Origin of the sequence: Burkholderia pyrrocinia, assembly GCF_001028665.1 — a bacterium.
Lineage (GTDB): Bacteria > Pseudomonadota > Gammaproteobacteria > Burkholderiales > Burkholderiaceae > Burkholderia > Burkholderia pyrrocinia.
Genome location: NZ_CP011503.1, coordinates 2,161,046 through 2,183,089, shown reverse-complemented (window position 1 = coordinate 2,183,089; position 22,044 = coordinate 2,161,046). Strand labels below are relative to the sequence as shown.

Genomic DNA, 22,044 nt, shown 5'->3' with positions numbered 1-22,044 from the left:
CCGCATCGCGCAGATGATCCGGCTGGCACTGCAAACACTCTCTCGCCAAGCGCAGATACGCGGCGGTTATATCAACGCCGGTCGATACAACCTCGGGGCATTGAGGCGCGATGGCCTTCGCGGGCTACGCGCACGCCTGACCCGGCTGAACAGCGGCGCCGGATTCGCCGACACTCCTCCCCCGCCCGAAGTCTATTGGGCATGGATCGAACGCTATGACACGTTAACCGAGCAACGAAGAATCCAGGCACTCGCCGAGATCGAGCATTTCGAGCGCTGCCCGCTGATTTCGATCGTCGTACCCACGTACAACAGCGACGAACGCTTTCTGCGCGAAATGATCGAATCGGTCCGCGGGCAGATCTACCCGCATTGGGAGCTTTGCATTGCAGATGATGCATCCCCGTCCGAATCGGTCAGGCAAGTTCTCGAAGCGGCCCGCGCAAGCGACGAACGAATCAAGGTCGTGTATCGATCCGTAAACGGGCATATTTCCGAGGCAAGCAACAGCGCACTCGACATCGCAACCGGAGAATATGTCGCCCTGCTCGACCACGACGACATTATTCCGCCGCATGCATTGTTCATGGTAGTCAAATACCTGAACAAGTATCCGGGCGCACGGATGTTCTACAGCGACGAGGACAAGCTCTCAGCCGACAACGAGCGCACCTCGCCGTACTTCAAGAGCGACTGGAACCCACAGTTGTTTCTCTCTCAAAACATGTTTTCCCATTTGGGGGTGTTCGAAACAGCCCTTGTGCGCGAAGCAGGGGGATTCAGGAAAGGCCTCGAAGGAAGTCAGGATTACGATCTTGCACTCCGTTGCGTCGAACTTTCCGGACACGATGCAGTCGTGCACATCCCGCATGTCCTGTACCACTGGCGTATCCTTCCCGGCAGCACTGCGAGCAGCGGCAGCGAAAAGCCGTATGCCCTCGTGGCCGCGATCCGCGCGCTCGAGGATCATCTCGCGCGTACGCAGACTCGCGCGGTCGTCGAGCCCCCGAGCAATCAACATTCGACGCTTCGCGTCAAATATGCGCTCCCTCGGCCTGCGCCCAAGACTTCGATCATCATTCCGACGCGAGACGGCCTATCGATTCTCAAGCAGTGCATTGACAGCATCTTTGCCAGAACGACATATCCGAACTACGAGATCATCATTGTCGACAACGGCAGCGTGAAACCGGAGACGCTTGCATATTTCGATTCTCTGAAAACCGAAACACGCGTTCGAATTCTCCGGGATGATTCGCCGTTCAATTTCTCCGCACTGAACAATCGAGCCGTTGCAATTGCAACAGGCGACTATGTTTGCCTGCTGAACAACGATGTCGAAGTCATTTCGCCGGACTGGCTGGACGAACTCGTCGGCATCGCGTCGCAACCTGGAAACGGCGCAGTCGGCGCAGCGCTCTGGTATCCAAACGACAAGCTACAGCACGGTGGAGTGGTGATCGGGTTAGGAGGCGTGGCAGGTCACATGCATACCTTGCTTCCGAGAGGGCAATATGGCTATTTCTGCCGCGCCGTCGCAACGCAAAACCTGTCCGCGGTCACTGCGGCATGTCTCGTAATCCGAAAGGCCATCTACGAGGAGGTTGGCGGATTGAACGAAGAACTTGCCGTCGCATTCAACGACGTGGACTTTTGCCTTCGTGTCCGTGAAGCCGGCTATCGAAACGTCTGGACACCCTACGCCGAGCTATATCACCACGAGTCGGCAACACGCGGCTCCGACATGGATCCGGACAAGTACCAGCGATTTGTCGGCGAGGTGCGATGGATGGAAAACCGTTGGGCCGGCCATCTCGAGTTCGATCCTGCCTACAACCCCAACCTGACGTTGAGCGGCCAGGTCGCACCGTTCGCGCTCGCGAATCCGCCACGGCTCGACATGCTCGAATGAGGCAGCGCGTGGAGCGATGTGACCGGCCTCCATCGCCTCCATCGCCGCCCGACCAATCAGGGCGAGTAAGGCCCGACCTTTCCCCGCAAGCCGTCCAGCAATCCACGCCACGCCATCCGCCAATGTTCTCGCGCCTGTTTCGGAAATAGCGCATAGATCGCGAGCCGTACCGGTAGCTTCAAGATCTCCGAACTTTTCCATCGCCAGGGAACATAGGCGCGTCGGAACAGCACGACGGCGTTCCTGAACAGGTAGTAGTGCCTCAACGGATTGTGCATCGGGTACGTTCGGCCAAGTATCCGCACGGGCTCTTCGCCCAACTCATGATGCATCGTCACCCACGGCACGCCAACGACCTTGAACCCGTGATGCTTTGCCCGAACGCACCATTCAAGATCGACGAAGTCGATGAAGAGCGCCTCGTCCATCCCACCAATTTCCGCCCAATAGCGAAGATTGATGCATGACCCGGACGTAATCAAGAAATCGACGTCGATCAGATCGTGTCCCACGGGTATGACGCGCTCGAGCCTGCAAACTCGAAAGCGTACGAACGGCGCCACACCGCCGAGCCGCGCGTCGTCGTAGGCAGGGCCAGCCAACGCAATCCTCGCGTGATCGACATTGGCTTTCGCAATGACGCGTGACAGCTCCGTTAGCAACAAGGACGACGGCTCGCTATCCTGATCGAATACGAACGCAGCATCGAAGCCAGCGTCGACCAACGCCGTCACGCCGCGATTCAACGCCGCACCGATACCTTTGTTGTCACCATTGGGAAGATATTCGATCGACGCGGCAAGCCCCAGATCCTTCGCGCTATGCAACGTTGGCGAATTGTCGACCACGACACACTGGATCTGTTTCGCCAAGCGGTTGGCTCGATCGACGCAAGCCGCATCCGGATTGTAAAACACGACAACCGCGCCAACGCGCAGTTCTGTACTCATCGTTCCGCCATGCACAAGCGCAGCGCATCGTGCCAGTCCGGCACGCAAATTCCGAACGTTCTCGACAGTTTGTCGGTGGACATACGGGAGTTAGCCGGCCGCGTGGCAGGCGTCGGATAAGACGATGCCGGAATGGGCTTGACTTTCGGCTTGTGCGCAAGCGTCGACGCGTCGAAAATCGCTTCGGCAAAGCCATGCCACGACGTCGAACCCGATGCGCAAAGGTGATAGATGCCAGACCTCTCGCGCCACCACGCGTCACGATCCGCCTCACCGGCGCCGTTAGCCTGTGCGAGGATGTGAGCCGTGAGCGTCGCAATCGTCTTCGACCAGGTCGGGGCGCCGATCTGGTCGGCCACGACGTTCAATTCTTCACGCTCCGCGCCAAGACGCAACATCGTCAAGAGGAAGTTTTTCCCGCGCATGCCATAGACCCAACTTGTCCGCAAAATCAGATGGTGGCATCCGGACGCAGCAACCGCCTGTTCGCCGGCGAGTTTGCTCCGCCCGTAAACATTTTGTGGATTGACGACGTCGTCCTCCACGTATTGGCCGTCCTTGGTGCCGTCGAACACATAGTCCGTCGAATAATGCACAAGCACGGCCCCCAAGCGCGCAGCCTCTTCTGCCAAGACAGCCGGCACTTCGGCATTTAACCGCATGGACAACTCAACATCGTCCTCAGCCCTGTCGACCGCCGTATAGGCGGCAGGATTGACGATGATCGCCGGAGCGTGTTCCCGCACAACGGTACGCAGACCATCGAGGTCTGTCAGATCTACCATCGCGCGATCGCAGGCAACGACCGCTCCCAGCCCCTGAAGTGATCGCAGTAGTTCGAACCCGACCTGACCGCTAACGCCGGTCACCAGAATTTTCGGCTGCCTCATGAGGCTCCTCATGCATAAACTTCGGCTTCGCTCAGACGCTTCCCTGCCGCATCCTTCGCCGCCAGCAACGGTTCGAAATCGATCGGCCACTCGATTCCGATTTCGGGATCGTTCCACACGATGCTGCGCTCGTGCTCCGGGAACCAGTAGTCGGTCGTCTTGTAAAGGAACTGCGCAGCCTCCGACAGCACGACGAAACCGTGCGCGAAGCCAGGCGGCACCCACAGCTGCCGATGGTTGTCGTTCGACAGGATCACCCCCACCCACTTGCCGAAGTTCGGCGAACTCTTGCGAATATCGACTGCAACGTCGAACACTTCGCCCTCGACAACGCGAACGAGCTTGCCCTGCGCGTTCTGGATCTGATAATGCAGCCCGCGCAGCACACCCTTCGACGAGCGCGAATGGTTGTCCTGCACGAATTCGATGCCGGGTTCGACCTGCTCGGCGAATTCCTTCCCGTTGAAGCTTTCGTAGAAGAACCCGCGCGCGTCGCCGAATACCTTCGGCTCGATGATCTTGACTTCGGGCAGCGCCGTTGCCGTTACTTGGATGGCCATGCGACTTGATCCGTAAGAATGTTCTTGAGGTACTGACCGTATGCGTTCTTCGAGAGCGGTTGTGCAAGCTTCAGCACCTGCTCCGCATCGATCCAGCCGCGGCGGTAGGCAATCTCTTCCGGACACGCGACCACGAGCCCCTGCCGCTTCTGCAGCGTCGCGATGAAGCTGGCCGCCTCGATCAGCGAATCGTGCGTGCCGGTATCGAGCCACGCGTAACCGCGCCCCATGATCTCGACGTTGAGCGCGCCATCGGTGAGATATCGCGAGTTGACGTCGGTGATTTCCAGCTCGCCGCGCGGCGACGGCTTGATGTCGGCCGCGATGTCGCATACGCGGTTGTCGTAGAAGTACAGGCCAGTCACCGCGTAGTGCGAACGCGGCTTCGCCGGCTTCTCCTCGATCGACAGCGCACGAAACGACTTGTCGAACTCAACGACGCCATAGCGCTCCGGGTCATGCACGTGATACGCAAACACGGTCGCGCCGGTTTCCTGCGCATGCGCGCGCTCGAGTTGCTTCGCCAGGTCGTGACCGTAGAAAATGTTGTCGCCGAGGATCAGTGCCGACGGATCGTTGCCGACGAACTCCTTGCCGATGATGAAGGCCTGCGCGAGGCCGTCGGGAGACGGCTGCACCGCGTACTGAATATTCATCCCCCATTGGCTGCCGTCGCCGAGCATTGACTCGAAGCGCGGTGTGTCCTGAGGCGTCGAGATGATCAACACATCGCGAATGCCCGCGACCATCAGCGTCGACAGCGGGTAGTAAATCATCGGCTTGTCGTACACCGGCAAGAGCTGCTTCGATACGACGTGCGTGATCGGATACAGGCGCGTGCCGGAACCGCCGGCGAGAATGATGCCTTTGCGTGCCATCGCTTCTCTCCTCAAACGCGTTTCGCGTAGTTCGTCTCGACCCACTTGCGGTACTCGCCCGATGCGACTTCGTCGGCCCAGACCTGATTGTCGAGATACCAGTCGACCGTCTTCGCCAGGCCGGTCTCGAACGTTTCCGCCGGCTTCCAGCCGAGCTCGCGTTCGAGCTTGCGCGCATCGATCGCATAGCGGCGATCGTGGCCGGGGCGATCCGTCACATAGGTGATCTGGTCGCGGTACGACCCCGCCGCCTTCGGGCTAGCCTTGTCGAGCAGATCGCACAGCGTATGCACGACTTCGAGGTTCTTCTTCTCGTTCCAGCCGCCAACGTTGTAGGTCTCGCCGGGCACGCCGCGCGCGAGCACCTCACGGATCGCGCTGCAGTGATCGCCGACGTACAGCCAGTCGCGCACGTTCTGGCCGTCGCCATATACCGGCAGCGGCTTGCCCGCGAGCGCATTCGCGATCATCAGCGGGATCAGCTTCTCCGGGAACTGGTACGGGCCGTAGTTGTTCGAACAGTTCGTCGTCAGCGTCGGCAGGCCGTACGTGTGGTGGTACGCGCGCACCAGATGGTCGGAGCCCGCCTTCGTCGCGGAATACGGGCTGTTCGGCGCGTACGGTGTCGTCTCGGAGAATTGCGGATCGGTTGCCGACAGCGAACCGAACACCTCGTCGGTCGACACGTGCAGGAAGCGGAACGCCGTCTTGTCAGCGTCGTTCAGGCCGTTCCAGTATTGACGGGTGGCTTCGAGCAGCGTGAACGTGCCGACGACGTTGGTCTGCACGAAGTCCGCCGGACCGTGAATCGACCGATCGACGTGGCTTTCCGCAGCGAAGTGCAGCACGGCACGGGGCTTGTGCTCGGCAAACAGCGCGTCGAGCGCATCACGGTCGCAGATGTCCACACGTGCAAACACATGCTTCGGGTTCCCGTCCAGCGACTGCAGCGTGCGCAGGTTCCCTGCATACGTCAGCTTGTCAACGTTGAGCACGGCTTCGTCGGATGCGCGCAGCCAGTCGAGTACAAAATTGGCACCGATAAAACCCGCGCCGCCCGTAACCAGGATCATGAGGCTCCCTCTAGTAATGCGCGGCGAACGCCCTTGGGGGCGCTCGCCGCATCAGATTCGCAAGTTCCAGCAACCAGCAACTTGTGACCGTTATGTCAGACCGGGAATTTTAACCGGTCGACATGGCTTCCAAAGTCATGAAATGCTAATTTTGTTGGGGAGAACGACAATTATAGGGAGCCGTCACGGGCAAAAGCCATGCCGCTAACAACTTGATACAGCGGTCCGAACCCTGCGTGCCAGTGAAATTTCATGCCATTGCATGCGGTTTTTTCGCAAAGAAAATTGCGCAAGAATGACCAATCGGACTAATCTTCGCGCATAGCCAGCGCGCGCAGCATCCACCACCCTATGACCCATACCCCCATCGCCATCGGCGACATCCAAGGCTGTCATTCTGCTTTCCGGTCGTTGCTGGAACAGCTTTCAGTCCCCGCCGACACGCCGCTATGGATCGCCGGCGACGTCGTCAACCGCGGGCCGGACTCCCTCGCCGCGCTGCGCGCGCTCGTCGACCTCGGCCCCCGCGTGACGGCCGTGCTCGGCAATCACGACCTCCACCTGCTCGCGGTCTCGGCCGGCCTGCGCACCGAACGCCCGGGCGACACCATCGGCGAGATCCTCGACGCGCCGGACGCCGAAGCACTGCTCGACTGGGTCCGCCACCGCCCGTTCGTGCATGCGGAGAACGGGATGCTGCTCGTGCATGCGGGCCTGCTGCCGCAATGGGACGCCACGCTGGCACTCGAACTCGCCGACGAACTCCAGCGCGCGCTGCGCGCGCCCGACTGGCGCGAGACGCTGCAGAAGCTGTACGGCAACGAGCCGAACCAATGGAGCCCGGATCTGAAAAAACGCGACCGGATGCGCGTCGCGTTCAACGCGTTCACGCGGCTGCGCTTCTGCACGCCCGACGGCACGATGGAATTCAAGGCGAACGGCGGCCCGGACAGCGCACCGCCCGGCTACCTGCCGTGGTTCGACGTGCCGGGGCGCCGCACGGAAGACGTGACGGTCGTGTTCGGCCACTGGGCCGCGCTCGGCCTGATGCTGCGCGACAACGTCGTCGCGCTCGATTCGGGATGCGTGTGGGGAAACCAGTTGTCGGCCGTGCGGCTGACGGCCGATCCGGCGCAGCGCATGGTCACGCAGGTGCAGTGCGAAGCGTGCGGCGCGCCGAACGGCGAGTGATTACACGCCGATTCGTCCGACCGGGAAGCGCCTCAACCCTCTCGCCCCGGCACAGGCTCGTCGGCCGCGCCATCGCCTGACGGTCCGGCGCCGAGCTCGGTCGCCGGATACGCATGCTTCTGCAGCTCGGCGAGCGACTCGGCCGTCGGCTTGCCGACCTTCTCCTGCAGCGTCGCCAGCGCGGCCGCGATCGCGTCGCGCGCCGCGGCGGACGTCGTCCGCCGGTCGCCGCCCGGCGCGATCGGTTCGCACACGTACAGATGCGCGACGAGCGGGCCGCCGCGCAGCACCATGTCGAGCGACTTGCCGAGCGACAGCTCGCCCGTGTAGGCCGGTGCGACCGACTGCCGCCGCTGCGCGTCCTCGTACATCAGGCAGATCGGCTGCACCGCGCAGCCGGCCGATACCGCGGCCTGGAACAGGTTCGCATGAAACGGCAGCAGGTCCTGCCCGTCGGACGTCGTCCCTTCCGGAAACACGCACATCACGCCGCCGTTGCGCAGGCGCTCGGCCATCTCGTGCATGATCCGCATCGCCTCGGTGCGCTTCTCGCGCTGCAGGAACACGGTGTCGAGCTTCTCGGCGAGCCAGCCGACGACCGGCCACTGCCGCACCTCGGCCTTCGACACGAACGGCGTCGGCCGCCACGCGTTGACCGCATAGATGTCGAGCCACGACACGTGGTTGCCGACGACGAGTGCGCTCGCGTCGAGCCGCGCACCGTCGTTGTGGACGACGACGCGCATCCCGCAGATCCGCAGCATCTTGAGCGACCAGCGGCGCGTCATCTCGGCGCGGCGCGCGGGCGTGACGTGCGAAAAACGCAGCGCGACGATCGCCATGCCGCGCAACAGGTGAAAGACGAGACGCAGCTTGCGAAAGGCGGTCATGGCAAAGGTCCGGCGTGGTTCAGTGGCGCTCGAACGCGATGTGTCCGGCGACGAGCGTCGCACGCACGCAGGCGGGCAGTTCGTAGCCGAGGAACGGCGAGTTGTGGCCCTGGCTCTTCAGCGCACGCGGCTCGACGCGCCAGTGCGCGCGCGGGTCGAACACGCACAGGTCGGCCGCGCCGCCTTCGGCCAGGCGGCCCGCCGGCAGCTGCAGCACGTCGGCCGGCGCGGACGTGATGCGGCGCAGCGCCTGCGCGAGCGGCGTGCGCGTCTCGTCCGCCCACTTCAGCGTCAGCGACAGCAGCAGCTCGAGCCCCGTCGCACCGGGCGTCGCTTCGCCGAACGGCAGCAGCTTCTCGTCGTCGTCGACCGGCGTGTGGTCGGAGCAGATCGCGTCGATCGTGCCGTCGGCGAGCGCCACGCGGATCGCTTCGCGATCGCGCTCGCTGCGCAGCGGCGGGTCGAGCCGGAACTGCGAATCGAAATAGCCGATGTCGACGTCGATCAGGTGCAGGTGGTTCACGCCGACGTCGCAGGTCACGGGCAGCCCCTCGGCCTTCGCTGCGCGCACGAGCGCGAGGCCGGCCGCCGACGACAGCCGCGCGAGGTGCACGCGCGCGCCCGTCACGCGCATCAGTTCGAAGATCGTGTGCAGCGCGATCGTCTCGGCCGCGACCGGCACGCCGGACAGCCCGAGCCGCGACGCGAGCGCACCGCTCGCGGCGACGCCGCCGCGGCCGATGAACGCGTCCAGCGGGCGCAGCCACGTGGTGTAGCCGTAGGTGCTCGCGTATTGCAGCGCGCGCAGCAGCACCTGCGTGTCGCGCACCGGCACGTTGGCATGCGTGAAGCCGACGCAGCCGGACTCGGTCAGCGCGACCATCTCGGTGATCACTTCACCCTTGAGGCCGACCGTCAGCGCGCCGAGCGGATGGACGTTCGCCTGGTGCAGGTTGCGCGCGCGGTACTTGAGCATCTCGACGAGACCCGGCTCGTCGAGCACGGGATCGGTGTCCGGCGGGCACACGAGGGTCGTGACGCCGCCCGCGACGGCCGCGGCCATCTCGGACGCGAGCGTCGCCTTGTGCTCGTAGCCGGGCTCGCGCAGCCGTGCGCACAGGTCGACGAGGCCGGGCGCGACGATCAGGCCCGACGCGTCGATGGTCTTCGCGGCGTTGAAATCGGCCGGCGCGGCGCCAATCGCGGCGATCTTGCCCGCCGCGACGAATACGTCGGCCTGCCGCTCGGTGCCGGCGACCGGGTCGATCAGCGTGCCGCCTTTGATATGAATCTTCATGCGCTGTCTGTGAATGCGTTGATTGCGTGAATAAGGATGCGCGAAAGCGGGCTCAGTCGTTGTTGCCGGCGACGATGCCCATCACCGCCATCCGCACGGCGATGCCGAACGTGACCTGGTTGAGGATCACCGACTGCGGACCGTCGGCGACCTGCGAGTCGATCTCGACGCCGCGGTTCATCGGGCCCGGGTGCATCACGATCGCGTCGGGCGCGGCGAGCGCGAGGCGCTCGGGCGTCAGGCCCCAGGTCTTGAAGTATTCCTGCGCGGACGGCAGCAGCGCGCCGCTCATCCGCTCGTTCTGCAGGCGCAGCATGATGATCACGTCGACGCCCTTCAGCCCTTCGTCGAGGTTGTGGAACACCTTCACGCCCATCTGCTCGAGGCCGCCCGGCAGCAGCGTGCGCGGGCCGATCGCGCGCACTTCCGGCACGCCGAGCGTGGTCAGTGCGTGAATGTCGGAACGCGCGACGCGCGAATGAAGGATGTCGCCGACGATCGCCACGCGCAGCTTCGTGAAGTCGCGCTTGTAGTGGCGGATCGTGTACATGTCGAGCAGGCCCTGCGTCGGGTGCGCGTGCCGGCCGTCGCCGGCGTTGATCACGTGCACGTGCGGCGCGCAGTGCTCGGCGATCAGGTACGGCGCGCCGCTCGACGCGTGGCGCACGACGAACAGGTCGGCATGCATCGCCGACAGGTTGTTGATCGTGTCGAGCAGCGATTCGCCCTTGCTCGTCGACGATGCATTGATGTTCAGGTTCAGCACGTCGGCCGACAGGCGCGTCGCCGCGATCTCGAAGGTCGTGCGCGTGCGCGTCGAGTTCTCGAAGAACAGGTTGAAGACGGACTTGCCGCGCAGCAGCGGCACCTTCTTCACTTCACGGTCCGTCACGCTGACGAACTGCTCGGCTGTATCGAGGATGTGGTTGACGATCGAGCGCGGCAGGCCCTCGATCGACAGCAGGTGCTTCAGCTCGCCGTTTTTCGTGAGCTGCGGGTTGCCCTTCAGGAAACCGTAGCGGAACCGGTCGGGGCTCGCGGCCGCGGCGGGATTGCCGGTGCGGCCAGTGGTGTCGGTGGTCATGGTGTGCGTGATTCCAACTATGCAAACGGGCCGCGGAGCAAACCAGCGGCCCGGGATACGGTTTCGCGTGTCGTTCAGGCGCCGTGCGGCTCGATGCGCAGCGTGAACTGCGCGGCATCGTCGCGCGCGAGCACGAGCGTCGCGCCGGCCGGCACGTCGAGCGCGCCGCCCGCGAAGCGCGCGTCGACCGGCAGTTCGCGGCCGCCGCGATCGGCGAGCACCGCGAGCTCGACCGCGGCCGGGCGGCCATAGTCGAACAGCTCGTTGAGCGCCGCGCGCACGGTGCGCCCGGTGTACAGCACGTCGTCGACGAGCACGATGCGCGCGCCGTCGACATCGAACGGCAGCGACGTCGGGCTGGCCTGGCTGTGCAGCCCCTTTTTCGCGTAGTCGTCGCGATGCAGCGCGACGTTCACGACGCCGAACGCCGGCGCGCCGAGATCGCGCGCGAGGCGCTCGGCGAGCCATGCGCCGCCGCTGTAGATGCCGGCGAGCCGCGGGCCGCCCGGTTCGGCGAAGGCCGTACCGTACGCGGCGCGGATCTGGTCGAGCAGGACGCGGTAAAGCGCGTCGGCGTCAATGGTGCTCATGGTCGGACAATTGATCGAGATACTGTTGAAGGATGACGCGCGCGGCCTCGGCATCGAGCATCTCGGCGCGTGCGCGGCCGCGCACGTTGCGCTCGCGCAGCCCGGCCTCGGCCTCGACCGACGAATAGCGCTCGTCGACCCACGTGACGGGCAGCCCGAAGCGGCCGTTCAGCTGGTTGCCGAAGCGCTTCGCCTGCTGCGTCATGTCGTGCGGCGTGCCGTCCGGATGCATCGGCAGGCCGACGACGAGCGCGTCCGGCCGCCATTCGGCCAGCAGGTCGCCGACCGCCTTGAAGCGGTGTTCGCGGTTCAGGTTCTGGATCACGACGAGCGCGCGGGCCGAGCGCGTCAGCGCATTGCCGATCGCGACCCCGATTCGCTTTTCGCCGTAGTCGAACGCCAGGAGCGTCGCATCGCGCGCGCTCGCGCCACTCATGCGTGCCCTGCTTCGCCGGAGAGCATCGACGAGCTGACGCCGAGCAGACCCAGTGCGGCTTCGAAGCGCTCCTCGGCCGGCGTGTCGAACACGATGCGCGGATCGGCGGCGACCGTCAGCCAGCCGTTGCGGGAAATTTCTTCCTCGAGCTGTCCTGCGCCCCAGCCCGCATGGCCGAGCGTCAGCAGGAAGCGCTTCGGGCCGGTGCCCGTCGCGACCGCCTCGAGCACGTCCTTCGACGTCGTCATCTCCAGCCCGCCGTCGACGGACATCGACGAGTTGTAGCTCGCGCCCTCGACCGGCTCGTGCAGCACGAAACCGCGCTCGGTCTGGACCGGGCCGCCGAAGTACACGGGGATGTGCAGCAGCGGCTCGATGTCGAGCTTCAGGTCGATGCGGTTGAACAGCGATTCGAGGTCGATGTCGGTGGGACGATTGATGACGAGGCCGAGCGCACCGCGCTCGCTGTGATCGCAAAGGTAGACCACCGTTCCCGAGAACGTCGGATCGGCCATGTTCGGCATGGCGATCAGGAACTGGTTGGTGAGGTTGATGCGATCGGAAGGCTTTGACATGGTTTGAATTTTAGCAAAGACGCCGCGGCCTGACCGGGCCGCGATCAACAAGCAACGCCGCGCTACGCTGGCAACGGCGCGCGCGGATCACACGGCACTCTAACACGCGCGCGGGCACTGTCGGCAGCGTGTTGCGGGCCCGTGCGACAAGGGTCGCCACCGCGTGTCCGTCCCCTTCTTCGTCAGGTCCGGCCAAGCGCCGCGCCGAGCGCTTCGGACGCCGCGGTCAGGTCCGGCGGCGCCACGCCGGCCGCGATCTTCAGCAGCGCCGCGCGCAACATGTCGGACGCGTGACCGTGCGCGTCGAGGCCGCCGTCAGCGAGCGGTACGCCGTGCGCGGCACGGCGCCACGCGAGGCCGAGCGTGTCGGCCAGCAGCGCCGCGTGGCCGAGCCCGAGCGCACACGCGGCCGTACCGACCCGGTAGGCGGCACCGGACGCGTGCCACGCGGCACCCGCGTCGGCCACGGCCGGATCGGCCGCGAGGTCGGCCATCGACGCATCGGCGGTCTGCAGGAAATCCTCATACGCATGCGCATTGACGGTCACGACGCCGAGCGTGCGGGTCGGCGCGACGGCGACCGCGTCGTGCTCGGCCCGCGCGGCATCGGCCTCCCACAGCGCTTCGGACGCGGGCGTGCCGGCAACGTGCCAGTCGACCGTCAGCCCGTAGTCGTGCAGCACGTCGACGAGCGCGACGTCCTCGGCCGCGGCGCCGAACAGCGCGAAATCGCGCCACAGCAGCGCGACCGTCTCGCGCACGAGCTCGGGCGGCGCGCTGCGCCGGCCCTGCGCCTGCTCGCCGAGCAGCAGGTTCGTCCGCGCGAGAAAGCCCTTCAGTTCGGGCGCGCCGGTCGCGCGCAGCGCGCGCAGGCACGCGGCCGCGAGCCGCCAGAAATCGTACGGGCCATCATCGGCCAGCGCGGCCTGCATCGCATCGAGTTCGTCGAGCGCCGCGCCGGGCGCGCCGTGCTGCGCACGCAGCACGCCGAGCAGCGCCTGCTCGTAGCGGGCCCGCACCCGGGTCGCGAACGCGTCGGGCAGCACGCGCAGCGTGGCCGGCGGCACCGCGCGGCCGACGAGCGCGAGCGCGTCGAGCGGCGTGCTCGCGCGCAGGTCGGCGGCACTTTGCGCTCGCAATGCACGGAAATGATCGAAGAGAACGGGCGAACAGGCGAGCTCGCGCAGGTTGTGGCGGCCGACGGCCGCGCGGAAATCGCGCAGCGCGGCACACCAGCCGGCCGAAGTCGGCTCGGCTACGACGAGCGGCACGGCGACCGACAGTTGCCCGGCGAAACGCGCGGCCGGCAGCCAGCCGGCTTCCGCCAGCACAGCCGCAGCCGCGGACAGCGGCGCGGCCGCGTCGTCGCGCCGCTCGAATGCGTCGGCGGCCGCCGCAAGCCAAGCGTCGGCCGCGCGCACGGCCCCGCCGCGCGGGTTGGGCAGTGCGTCAGGGAGGGGAACGTTCGCCGGATTGGACGTCATGGACACGCGCGCCTGTCATCGTCAAGCCGCTCGCGCGAACCTCGGCGCGCAAGCGCCGGGCCGATGCGAGGCCGGAGCGGGGTGTCCGTGGGCCGAAGGTCCGGTCAGATCTGGACCATCTCGAAGTCTTCCTTGCGGGCACCGCATTCGGGGCACGTCCAGTTGATCGGGACGTCTTCCCAGCGCGTGCCCGGGGCAATGCCCTCTTCCGGCAGCCCGGCTTCTTCGTCGTAAATCCAGCCACAAATCAGGCACATCCAGCTCTTGTATTCCATCTTAAGCCGCGTCGGGAAAGTCGGTAAATTCGGGAGCCATGATGGTACCGTGTCGGGGCCGGACTGCCTAGCAATCGCGATCGAGTACGGCGACTACGTTGCGCTGCGCTAAAAAATCCGTGGTGCGGGCCGGATTCCGCCGCATAATGGCTGAAAAGTGCGGCCTGCCGGGCAACACAGGGCCGAAAAAGCCCATTTCGCCTCGCCGTCCGCATCTCCGTCGCTTTCCCGTTTTTCTCTTGCCCCATTTTTACATGTCCAGCAACGCCCCTCCGATCGTCCTCACCTTCGGCCTGTCCGATCCCACCGGCGGCTCCGGCATCCAAGCCGATCTGATGACCTTGGCGAGCATGGGCTGTCACGGCGTGTCCGTCCTGACGGGCTACACCGTGCGCGACTCGGCCGCCTGCGACGAAGTGACCGGCCTCGATCCCGACGTCGTCGCCGCTCAGGCGCGCATGCTGCTCGAGGACATGCCAGTCGCCGCGTTCAAGATCGGTGCGGCGACGCGCGCGGAAGTGGTCAGCGCGATCGCCGAGGTCGTCGCCGACTACGACGGCGTGCCGCTCGTGCTTGCACCGGACTTCACGCTCGACGACGAGCACGTGCTCGCGGCCGACGACCTGCGCGAGTCGATCGCCGACCTGCTGGCGCCGCAAACCACGCTGCTGGTCGCCGACTACGCGACGCTGATCGCGCTCGCGCAGCCGGACGGCGATGCCGAGGCGCCGAATCTCGACGCGGCCGTGTCACACCTGCTGTCGCAGGGTTGCGAGTACATCCTGTCGTCCGAAATGGGCTCGCACCGGCTCGTCAACACGCTGTACGGCGAGGAGGGCCAACTCCGCGAGGACATGTGGGATCGCTCGCCGCACCGGCTGATGGGTATCACCGACACGCTCGGCGCGGCCATCGCGGCGCTGCTCGCGAACGGCCAGGAGCCGCCCGAGGCAGTCCGCGAGGCGCAGGAGTACCTGTACCAGGCCGTGCGCGACGCGTTCCGGCCCGGCATGGGCGCGTACCTGCCCGACCGGTTCTTCTGGGCGCGCAGCAACGAGGACGCGGACACGCCGCCGGCCACGAAGGTCGAACCGGTGCCCAGGACGTCGCACCGGCATTGAAAAAACGCGCGCTGCGGCGGCAGGTGTAAACGCCGGCCAGTGCGCGCATCGAATCCGGCGCGCAAATAAAAAAAGACCCGCATCGCTGCGGGTCTTTTCTTTTGGCTGGAACGCGCATCGCTGCGCGTTCCGGACACCATCGACCGAAGTCGATTACATGTCCATGCCCATGCCGCCCATGCCGCCCGGCATGCCGCCAGCCATCGGTGCATCTTCCTTCGGCAGTTCTGCAACGGCTGCGTCCGTCGTCAGCAGCAGGCCTGCAACCGAAGCTGCGTTCTGCAGTGCGGTGCGCGTGACCTTGGTCGGGTCGACGACGCCGGCTTCGACCATGTCGACGTACTCGCCCGTCGCTGCGTTGTAGCCGTAGTTGCCGTTGCCTGCAGCAACTGCCGCCACCACGACGCTGGCTTCTTCGCCGCCGTTCGTGACGATCTGGCGCAGCGGCTCTTCCATCGCGCGCAGCACGATCTTGATGCCGGCGTTCTGGTCGGCGTTCAGGCCGGTCAGGCCTGCGATCGCGGTGCGAGCGCGGATCAGCGCAACGCCGCCGCCTGCCACGATGCCTTCTTCCACAGCCGCGCGCGTTGCGTGCAGTGCGTCTTCGACACGTGCCTTCTTTTCCTTCATTTCGACTTCGGTCGCAGCACCGACCTTGATCACTGCCACGCCGCCGGCCAGCTTGGCCACGCGCTCTTGCAGCTTTTCACGGTCGTAGTCCGACGTCGCTTCCTCGATTTGCGCGCGCACTTGCTTCACGCGTGCTTCGATGTTCACGGCTTCGCCTGCGCCGTCGATGATCGTCGTGTTTTCCTTGCCCACTTCGATGCGCTTCGCCTGGCCCAGTTCTGCCAGCGTTGCCTTCTCGAGCGTCAGGCCGGTTTCTTCCGCGACGACCTGACCGCCGGTCAGGATCGCGATGTCTTCCAGCATCGCCTTGCGACGATCGCCGAAGCCCGGTGCCTTGACCGCAACGGTCTTCAGGATGCCGCGGATGTTGTTGACGACCAGCGTTGCGAGCGCTTCGCCTTCGACGTCTTCAGCGATGATCAGCAGCGGACGGCCAGCCTTCGCGACTTGCTCGAGCACCGGCAGCAGATCACGGATGTTCGACACCTTCTTGTCGTGCAGCAGCACGAACGGGTTGTCGAGGACGGCGACTTGCTTGTCCGGGTTGTTGATGAAGTACGGCGACAGGTAGCCGCGGTCGAATTGCATGCCTTCGACGACGTCGAGTTCGTCGGCCAGCGACTTGCCGTCTTCGACGGTGATCACGCCTTCCTTGCCGACCTTGTCCATCGCTTCAGCGATGCGATCGCCGATCGACGAATCGCTGTTCGCCGAGATCGAGCCGACCTGTGCGATTTCCTTGTTCGTCGTGCACGGCTTGCTGATCTTCTTCAGCTCTTCGACAGCCGCTGCGACTGCCTTGTCGATGCCGCGCTTCAGGTCCATCGGGTTCATGCCCGATGCGACGTACTTCATGCCTTCGCGAACGATCGATTGCGCGAGGACGGTTGCCGTCGTCGTGCCGTCGCCTGCGTTGTCGCTGGTCTTGGAAGCGACTTCCTTGACCATTTGCGCGCCCATGTTCTGGAGCTTGTCCTTCAGCTCGATTTCCTTCGCGACCGACACACCGTCCTTGGTGACCGTCGGGCCGCCGAAGCTGCGCTCGAGCACGACGTTGCGGCCCTTCGGACCCAGCGTGACCTTGACTGCGTTGGCGAGAATGTTCACGCCTTCGACCATCTTCGAACGGGCGGAATCGCCGAATACGACGTCTTTAGCTGCCATCTTCTAACTCCTTGAATTCTTGGGAATATGTACCGTCGGTGGACGCTTAGTTAGCGTTGACCACGGCCATGATGTCTTCTTCGCGCATGACCAGCAGTTCCTGGCCGTCGACCTTCACGGTCTGGCCTGCGTACTTGCCGAACAGGACGCGATCGCCGACCTTCACGTCGAGCGCGATCGGTGCACCCTTGTCGTCACGCTTGCCCGGGCCGACCGCGAGGATCTCGCCTTGATCCGGCTTTTCAGCAGCGGCTTCGGGGATGACGATGCCCGAGGCGGTCTTGGTTTCCTGATCCAGACGCTTGACGATCACGCGATCGTGCAAAGGACGAAGGTTCATATTCACTCCTCTCTTGACTGAGATTGAAGAACGCTTAGGGAATCTGCCCGGCAAATCGCCCGGCAGAGAATTGTTAGCACTCTCGTGCAGCGAGTGCTAATTATATGGACGGGTTTTGACAAATTCAAGAAGGGAATCCGGACGAATTTTCAACGCGGCGCGGCAGCGGGAAAAGCGTACGAAAACAACAAAAACTCCTTTCAAAACAAAACCCTGACGAACACTACCCGGCCCGACCGGCGGGCCCGAGCGGCCCGCGAATCTCATCCAGCCCCGTTTGGACACCGGGTAAGCACGGAGTTCCTGAGGCCGGCGGCATCGCATCAAAAAACCTGCGCCGGCGGCGATCCGGCACGCCGCGACACCGCCTTCGCGCAAGCTGGACGCCCCTGCGCGCCCTTCCCGTCGATGCATCGATCCGCATCGAACCATTCAATTTCATTACGTCGATATTTACGATTTACTTCGGCGCCAAACACGCATCGAACCCCATCCGTAAGCCCTCCCATTACATTCAGTAATCTAGATGCGAATCATTCTCGTTTACATTGACTTTCTCATTCGACGCTCCTACGATGCGCCGCGTTGCGTTCATCTTCGTGCCCTGGCCAATCGGCGCCGAGCGTTCGGATAGCGCCTTAAAAGCAGGACTCCAGATTAAAGAAAACCAGGGGTTTGATATGAAGTTCGTGTCGTTCCACGGAGACCGCATCCGCGCCCGGATGCGCCCCGCCGCCTTTGCGGCCGTCCTCGCCTGCGCATCGTTCGCGAGCGGCGCCACGTTCGCCGCCACGCCGGTCGACGCGCAGCCCGAAGCGCCCGAGGCCGACCTCGCGATCCAGGCGAAGCCGACCAACATGTGGACCGGCATCTGGACGCGCCAGAGCCTGCTCGGCGACATGGGCGGCATCCGCCCGTGGCTCGGCAAGTACGGCGCGACGCTGCAGATCACCGAAACCAGCGAATACCTCGCGAACCTGCGCGGCGGCCTGAACCGCGGGGGCGCGTACGACGGGCTGACGACGGCGACGCTGACGGTCGATACGCAGAAGGCGATCGGCCTGCCCGGCGGCACGTTCAACGTCAGCGCGCTGCAGATTCACGGCACCAACCTGAGCGCGAGGAATCTCGGCACGCTCAACACTGCGAGCGGCATCGAGGCGCAGGGCACGACGCGCCTGTGGGAGCTGTGGTACCAGCAGTCGTTCCTCGACAAGCGCGTCGACGTGAAGATCGGCCAGCAGAGCCTGGACCAGGAATTCATGGTCAGCACGTATGCGAACACGTTCGTCAACACGATGTTCGGCTGGCCCGCGCTGCCGTCGTACGACCTGCCCAATGGCGGCCCCGCCTATCCGCTCGCCGGCCTCGGCGTGCGCGTGCGCGCACAGATCACGCCGAAGCTCACCGCGCTCGCGGGCGTGTTCGACGGCGATCCGCTCGGCAACAACCCGAACAACCTGCGCGGCACGAACTTCAACCTGCACAACGGCGCGCTCTACATCGGCGAACTGCAGTACGCGCTGAACCAGCCGTCAGACGGCGAAATGGACACCGGCCGCTCGAACGGGCTGCCGGGCACCTACAAGATCGGCGTCTGGTATCACAACGGCCGCTTCGCGGACCAGAGCGTCGGCACCGACGGGCTGTCGCTCTCGGATCCCGCGTCGAACGGCAGCGCACAGCAGCATCACGGCGACTACAGCTTCTACGCGGTGGCCGACCAGATGATCTGGCGCCCCGACCCGACCGGCCCGAGGAGCCTCGGCGTGTTCGCGCGCGTGATGGGCGCGCCGGGCGACCGCAACCTCGTCAGCCTCGCGGCCAACGCCGGCATCGTGCTGAAGGCGCCGTTCGAAGGCCGCGACAACGACAGCGTCGGCCTCGCCGTCACGTACATCCAGGTCGGCAGCCACGTGACCGACCTCGACCGGGCCGCGCGGTCGTTCGCGACCGGCCCGTACGGCGTGCGCACCCGCGAGACGACCGTCGAGGCGACCTACCAGTACCAGGTCAACCCGTGGTGGGTGATCGCGGCCGACGCGCAGTACACCTTCAACGCCGGCGCGGGCCAGAACCCGAGCGACGCGACCCAGCCGCTGCGCAACACGTTCGTGCTCGGTGCGCGCACGACGATCACGTTCTGAGCGCCGCGCACACGCACCCCGTTTTTCGCGCGCCGCTGCGGCGGCGCGTCCCCCAGGAGAGACCCCGATGATTCAATCCGCCCCGCTTCGCCGCCTCGCGACGGGCGCACTGGCCGCCGCCGCGCTGACGGCCGCCGCCGGCGCGTTCGCCGAGCCGCAAGGCTTCCTCGAGACGCTGCATCGCCATACGCTGCTCGTCAACACGGTGCCCGACAACGGCGACCAGAACCCGTACGCGATCGCGGTCGCGCCGGTGTCGGCCGGCACGATCCAGGCCGGCGACGTGCTCGTCGACAACTTCAACAACGCGGCGAACCTGCAGGGCACCGGCAGCACGATCGTCAACTACCGGCCGTCGACGAAGCAGATGAGCCTGTTCGCGTCGATTCCGCGCGACCTGAAGGCGTGCCCCGGCGGCGTCGGCCTGTCGACCGCGATGACGATGCTGAAGTCGGGCTGGGTGATCGTCGGCAGCACGCCGAGCAACGACGGCACGACGTCGACGAAGGGCGCCGGCTGCCTGATCGTGCTCGATCCGCAAGGCAAGATCGCATCGACGTGGTCGAGCCCGAACATCAACGACCCGTGGGGCAACATGGCCGTGGTCGACCGCGGCGACAGCGCGACGCTGTTCGTCAGCATGGCCGGCTTCGGCGTCGGCGGCGCGGACGGCAACCCGCCCGTCTACAAGCAGGCGACCGTGCTGCGCCTCGACGTCGACGTGCCGGCCGGCAAGCCGCCCGTCATCAAGCAGGAAACGGTCGTCGCGAGCGGCCTCGGCGCGCAGGCCGACAAGGGCGTGTTCCTCGTCGGCCCGACCGGCCTCGCGCTGTCGGGCGACCAGAAGAAGCTGTACGTGTCGGACGCGATCGGCAACCGGATCGTCGAGATCGACGATCCGCTCACGCGCGACACGAGCGCGGGCGTGGGCCGCCAGGTCACGGCCGACGGCTTCCTGCGCCGCCCGCTCGCGCTCGCGACCGCGCCGAACGGCCACCTGCTCGCGACCAATGCGCTGAACGGCCAGGTCGTCGAGATCGATCCGGCCGCCGGCAAGCAGCTCTATGCACGCTGGATCGACACCGACAAGGCGCAATCACCGCCGGGCAACGGCGACCTGTTCGGGATCGCGATGACGCCCGAGGGTGACGGTTTCTATTACGTCCAGGACGACGTCAACACGCTGATGCTCGCGAAGTAACGGAGCCGACCATGGCAGACGATCTGAACCCGCCGTCGCGCCCCGCGCGCCGCGGCTTCCTGAAGGCCGGCGGCGCGGCGGTGGCCGCGGGCCTCGCAGCGGGCACGATGCCGGCCGCGCGCGCGGCCGATGCCGCCAGCCCGGCCGCCGCGGATACACACGCGCACGACGACGACCTCGAGCCGTTCTACGGCAAGCACCAAAGCGGCATCGTGACGCCGCAGCAGCGCAACGCGTATTTCGCGGCGCTCGACCTCGCGACCGACAAACGCGCGGACGTGATCGCGCTGCTTAAGACATGGACCGACGCGGCCGCGCGCATGGCCCGCGGCGACACCGCGCAGCCGTTGCCGACGACCGGCGGCGACGACGCGGTGCCGGCCGACTCGGGCGACGCGCTCGGCATCGGCGCGTCGCGGCTCACGATCACGTTCGGCTTCGGGCCCGGTCTGTTCGCGGTCGCGGGCAAGGACCGCTACGGCCTCGCGAAGCGGCGCCCGGCCGCGCTCGTCGACCTGCCGCGCTTCAACGGCGACCAGCTGATTCCGGAGAAGACGGGCGGCGACCTGTTCATCCAGGCATGCGCGAACGACGCGCAGGTCGCGTTCCATGCGGTGCGCCAGCTCGTGCGTCTCGGCGGCAAGGCCGTGCAGATGCGCTGGGGCCAGGCCGGCTTCACGTCCGGCAAGCCGGGCGAGACGCCGCGCAACCTGATGGGCTTCAAGGACGGCACGATGAACCCGTCGCGCGACGACCCGGCCGCGATGAACGAATTCGTGTGGGCCGGCAGCGAAGGCCCGGCGTGGATGAACGGCGGCACCTATACGGTCGTGCGCCGCATCCGCATCACGCTCGAACACTGGGACAACACCGAGCTCGGTTTCCAGGAGCAGGTGTTCGGCCGCAAGAAGTACAGCGGCGCGCCGCTCGGCGGCAAGCAGGAGTTCGAAGCGCTCGACCTCGACGCGGTCGACAAGGACGGCAATTCGGTGATCCCCGACAACGCGCACGCGCGTCTCGCGTCGCCGCAGCTCAACAACGGCGCGCAGATCCTGCGCCGCGCGTATTCGTACAACGACAGCGCGAACTTCTACATCGAGCGCTGGCCGCCGTGGCGCCAGCAGACCGAGTACGACGCGGGGCTGATGTTCGTCGCGCACCAGCGCGACCCGCGCAAGGGCTTCATCCCGATCAACGAGAAGCTCGCGAAGCTGGACATCATGAACCAGTTCACCACGCACGTCGGCAGCGCGATCTTCGCGTGCCCGCCGGGCGCGCAACCCGGTTCGTACATCGGCGCCGCGCTGTTCGAAGCGTAACGACGCATCGGCACGACGGCACACGACGCACCCTTTT

At 65.5% G+C, this 22,044-nt stretch carries 21 protein-coding genes; 6 read left to right on the top strand and 15 right to left on the bottom strand.

The features are described 5' to 3' along the window. Positions 1-13 precede the first annotated feature (13 nt). Entirely contained in the window at positions 14-1,912 is a 1,899-nt protein-coding gene (locus ABD05_RS10000; protein WP_082146130.1) for a glycosyltransferase family 2 protein, read from the top strand. Positions 1,913-1,968: 56 nt separating this feature from the next. Here ABD05_RS10000 and ABD05_RS09995 read toward each other — a convergent pair whose 3' ends face one another. From ABD05_RS09995 to rfbB, 5 genes are read right to left on the bottom strand one after another with little or no spacing between them, the layout of a single operon-like run. Then, a complete protein-coding gene (locus ABD05_RS09995; protein WP_238594066.1) occupies positions 1,969-2,862 on the bottom strand; it encodes a glycosyltransferase family 2 protein in 894 nt (297 codons plus the stop codon). Further along, positions 2,859-3,752 carry a dTDP-4-dehydrorhamnose reductase gene (gene rfbD, locus ABD05_RS09990; protein WP_420796345.1) on the bottom strand — a complete coding sequence of 298 codons (894 nt, stop codon included), beginning with the start codon at positions 3,750-3,752 and terminating at the stop codon, positions 2,859-2,861. Before rfbD ends, ABD05_RS09995 begins: the two co-directional genes overlap by 4 nt. A gap of 8 nt (positions 3,753-3,760) precedes the next feature. Beyond that, complete coding sequence (gene rfbC, locus ABD05_RS09985; RefSeq protein ID WP_047899977.1) at positions 3,761-4,312, bottom strand: dTDP-4-dehydrorhamnose 3,5-epimerase; 552 nt, start codon at positions 4,310-4,312, stop codon at positions 3,761-3,763. Then, on the bottom strand, positions 4,297-5,190 hold the full coding sequence (rfbA, locus tag ABD05_RS09980; protein WP_047899976.1) for a glucose-1-phosphate thymidylyltransferase RfbA: 894 nt from the start codon (positions 5,188-5,190) through the stop codon (positions 4,297-4,299). The genes rfbC and rfbA overlap by 16 nt, the downstream gene beginning before the upstream one ends. Positions 5,191-5,201: 11 nt before the next feature. Beyond that, on the bottom strand, positions 5,202-6,263 hold the full coding sequence (gene rfbB / locus ABD05_RS09975; RefSeq protein ID WP_047899975.1) for a dTDP-glucose 4,6-dehydratase: 1,062 nt from the start codon (positions 6,261-6,263) through the stop codon (positions 5,202-5,204). Between the two features lie 351 nt (positions 6,264-6,614). Here rfbB and ABD05_RS09970 point away from each other — a divergent pair, with 351 nt between their 5' ends. Continuing rightward, the gene (locus ABD05_RS09970) at positions 6,615-7,454 is read left to right on the top strand and encodes a symmetrical bis(5'-nucleosyl)-tetraphosphatase (RefSeq protein WP_047899974.1); all 840 of its coding nucleotides are present in this window, start codon (positions 6,615-6,617) and stop codon (positions 7,452-7,454) included. 32 nt (positions 7,455-7,486) lie between these two features. Here ABD05_RS09970 and ABD05_RS09965 read toward each other — a convergent pair whose 3' ends face one another. The 8 genes from ABD05_RS09965 to ABD05_RS09930 form a co-directional block, all read right to left on the bottom strand. Further along, on the bottom strand, positions 7,487-8,344 hold the full coding sequence (locus ABD05_RS09965) for a lysophospholipid acyltransferase family protein (protein WP_047899973.1): 858 nt from the start codon (positions 8,342-8,344) through the stop codon (positions 7,487-7,489). Between the two features lie 19 nt (positions 8,345-8,363). Next, a complete protein-coding gene (locus ABD05_RS09960) occupies positions 8,364-9,641 on the bottom strand; it encodes a dihydroorotase (protein ID WP_047899972.1) in 1,278 nt (425 codons plus the stop codon). A 52-nt stretch (positions 9,642-9,693) separates the two neighbouring features. Further along, a complete protein-coding gene (locus ABD05_RS09955) occupies positions 9,694-10,725 on the bottom strand; it encodes an aspartate carbamoyltransferase catalytic subunit (protein WP_027807413.1) in 1,032 nt (343 codons plus the stop codon). A 74-nt stretch (positions 10,726-10,799) separates the two neighbouring features. Next, positions 10,800-11,315, bottom strand: coding sequence for a bifunctional pyr operon transcriptional regulator/uracil phosphoribosyltransferase PyrR (gene pyrR / locus ABD05_RS09950; RefSeq protein ID WP_047899971.1), 516 nt, complete (start codon positions 11,313-11,315; stop codon positions 10,800-10,802). Next, positions 11,302-11,751 (bottom strand): Holliday junction resolvase RuvX, encoded by a 450-nt coding sequence (gene ruvX, locus ABD05_RS09945; protein ID WP_027788201.1) that lies wholly within the window; start codon positions 11,749-11,751, stop codon positions 11,302-11,304. Before ruvX ends, pyrR begins: the two co-directional genes overlap by 14 nt. After that, positions 11,748-12,326: a YqgE/AlgH family protein gene (locus ABD05_RS09940; protein ID WP_006491354.1), complete on the bottom strand. Its 579-nt coding sequence runs from the start codon at positions 12,324-12,326 to the stop codon at positions 11,748-11,750. The genes ruvX and ABD05_RS09940 overlap by 4 nt, the downstream gene beginning before the upstream one ends. Before the next feature lie 182 nt (positions 12,327-12,508). Beyond that, on the bottom strand, positions 12,509-13,810 hold the full coding sequence (locus ABD05_RS09935) for a FimL-related protein (protein ID WP_047899970.1): 1,302 nt from the start codon (positions 13,808-13,810) through the stop codon (positions 12,509-12,511). A gap of 104 nt (positions 13,811-13,914) precedes the next feature. Continuing rightward, positions 13,915-14,085 (bottom strand): rubredoxin, encoded by a 171-nt coding sequence (locus ABD05_RS09930; RefSeq protein WP_004186709.1) that lies wholly within the window; start codon positions 14,083-14,085, stop codon positions 13,915-13,917. 254 nt (positions 14,086-14,339) lie between these two features. On the opposite strand from ABD05_RS09930, the gene ABD05_RS09925 reads away from it, so the two are divergent. Beyond that, positions 14,340-15,206 (top strand): hydroxymethylpyrimidine/phosphomethylpyrimidine kinase, encoded by an 867-nt coding sequence (locus ABD05_RS09925; RefSeq protein ID WP_047899969.1) that lies wholly within the window; start codon positions 14,340-14,342, stop codon positions 15,204-15,206. 153 nt (positions 15,207-15,359) lie between these two features. On the opposite strand, the gene groL is transcribed toward ABD05_RS09925, so the two are convergent. Both groL and ABD05_RS09915 read right to left on the bottom strand, forming a co-directional pair. Next, positions 15,360-17,000, bottom strand: coding sequence for a chaperonin GroEL (groL, locus tag ABD05_RS09920; RefSeq protein WP_047899968.1), 1,641 nt, complete (start codon positions 16,998-17,000; stop codon positions 15,360-15,362). 46 nt (positions 17,001-17,046) lie between these two features. After that, complete coding sequence (locus ABD05_RS09915; RefSeq protein ID WP_026044985.1) at positions 17,047-17,340, bottom strand: co-chaperone GroES; 294 nt, start codon at positions 17,338-17,340, stop codon at positions 17,047-17,049. A gap of 680 nt (positions 17,341-18,020) precedes the next feature. Here ABD05_RS09915 and ABD05_RS09910 point away from each other — a divergent pair. The 3 genes from ABD05_RS09910 to efeB all read left to right on the top strand — a co-directional run bounded on the left by ABD05_RS09910 (position 18,021) and on the right by efeB (position 22,007). After that, complete coding sequence (locus ABD05_RS09910; RefSeq protein ID WP_047899967.1) at positions 18,021-19,487, top strand: carbohydrate porin; 1,467 nt, start codon at positions 18,021-18,023, stop codon at positions 19,485-19,487. Between the two features lie 67 nt (positions 19,488-19,554). After that, positions 19,555-20,688, top strand: a complete 1,134-nt coding sequence (locus ABD05_RS09905) for a hypothetical protein (RefSeq protein ID WP_047899966.1) — start codon at positions 19,555-19,557, stop codon at positions 20,686-20,688. 11 nt (positions 20,689-20,699) lie between these two features. Continuing rightward, the gene (efeB, locus tag ABD05_RS09900) at positions 20,700-22,007 is read left to right on the top strand and encodes an iron uptake transporter deferrochelatase/peroxidase subunit (RefSeq protein WP_047899965.1); all 1,308 of its coding nucleotides are present in this window, start codon (positions 20,700-20,702) and stop codon (positions 22,005-22,007) included. The last annotated feature ends 37 nt before the right edge of the window (positions 22,008-22,044 follow it).

Coding starts and splice junctions, on each gene's coding strand:
- efeB (WP_047899965.1), top strand. CDS start 20,700: ATGGCAGACGATCTGAACCCGCCGTCGCGCCCCGCGCGCCGCGGCTTC.
- ABD05_RS09935 (WP_047899970.1), bottom strand. CDS start 13,810: ATGACGTCCAATCCGGCGAACGTTCCCCTCCCTGACGCACTGCCCAAC.
- ruvX (WP_027788201.1), bottom strand. CDS start 11,751: ATGAGTGGCGCGAGCGCGCGCGATGCGACGCTCCTGGCGTTCGACTAC.
- groL (WP_047899968.1), bottom strand. CDS start 17,000: ATGGCAGCTAAAGACGTCGTATTCGGCGATTCCGCCCGTTCGAAGATG.
- ABD05_RS09915 (WP_026044985.1), bottom strand. CDS start 17,340: ATGAACCTTCGTCCTTTGCACGATCGCGTGATCGTCAAGCGTCTGGAT.
- rfbD (WP_420796345.1), bottom strand. CDS start 3,752: ATGAGGCAGCCGAAAATTCTGGTGACCGGCGTTAGCGGTCAGGTCGGG.
- ABD05_RS09970 (WP_047899974.1), top strand. CDS start 6,615: ATGACCCATACCCCCATCGCCATCGGCGACATCCAAGGCTGTCATTCT.
- pyrR (WP_047899971.1), bottom strand. CDS start 11,315: ATGAGCACCATTGACGCCGACGCGCTTTACCGCGTCCTGCTCGACCAG.
- ABD05_RS09940 (WP_006491354.1), bottom strand. CDS start 12,326: ATGTCAAAGCCTTCCGATCGCATCAACCTCACCAACCAGTTCCTGATC.
- ABD05_RS09905 (WP_047899966.1), top strand. CDS start 19,555: ATGATTCAATCCGCCCCGCTTCGCCGCCTCGCGACGGGCGCACTGGCC.
- ABD05_RS10000 (WP_082146130.1), top strand. CDS start 14: ATGATCCGGCTGGCACTGCAAACACTCTCTCGCCAAGCGCAGATACGC.
- rfbB (WP_047899975.1), bottom strand. CDS start 6,263: ATGATCCTGGTTACGGGCGGCGCGGGTTTTATCGGTGCCAATTTTGTA.
- rfbC (WP_047899977.1), bottom strand. CDS start 4,312: ATGGCCATCCAAGTAACGGCAACGGCGCTGCCCGAAGTCAAGATCATC.
- ABD05_RS09910 (WP_047899967.1), top strand. CDS start 18,021: ATGAAGTTCGTGTCGTTCCACGGAGACCGCATCCGCGCCCGGATGCGC.
- ABD05_RS09955 (WP_027807413.1), bottom strand. CDS start 10,725: ATGACCACCGACACCACTGGCCGCACCGGCAATCCCGCCGCGGCCGCG.
- ABD05_RS09995 (WP_238594066.1), bottom strand. CDS start 2,862: ATGAGTACAGAACTGCGCGTTGGCGCGGTTGTCGTGTTTTACAATCCG.
- rfbA (WP_047899976.1), bottom strand. CDS start 5,190: ATGGCACGCAAAGGCATCATTCTCGCCGGCGGTTCCGGCACGCGCCTG.
- ABD05_RS09930 (WP_004186709.1), bottom strand. CDS start 14,085: ATGGAATACAAGAGCTGGATGTGCCTGATTTGTGGCTGGATTTACGAC.
- ABD05_RS09965 (WP_047899973.1), bottom strand. CDS start 8,344: ATGACCGCCTTTCGCAAGCTGCGTCTCGTCTTTCACCTGTTGCGCGGC.
- ABD05_RS09925 (WP_047899969.1), top strand. CDS start 14,340: ATGTCCAGCAACGCCCCTCCGATCGTCCTCACCTTCGGCCTGTCCGAT.
- ABD05_RS09960 (WP_047899972.1), bottom strand. CDS start 9,641: ATGAAGATTCATATCAAAGGCGGCACGCTGATCGACCCGGTCGCCGGC.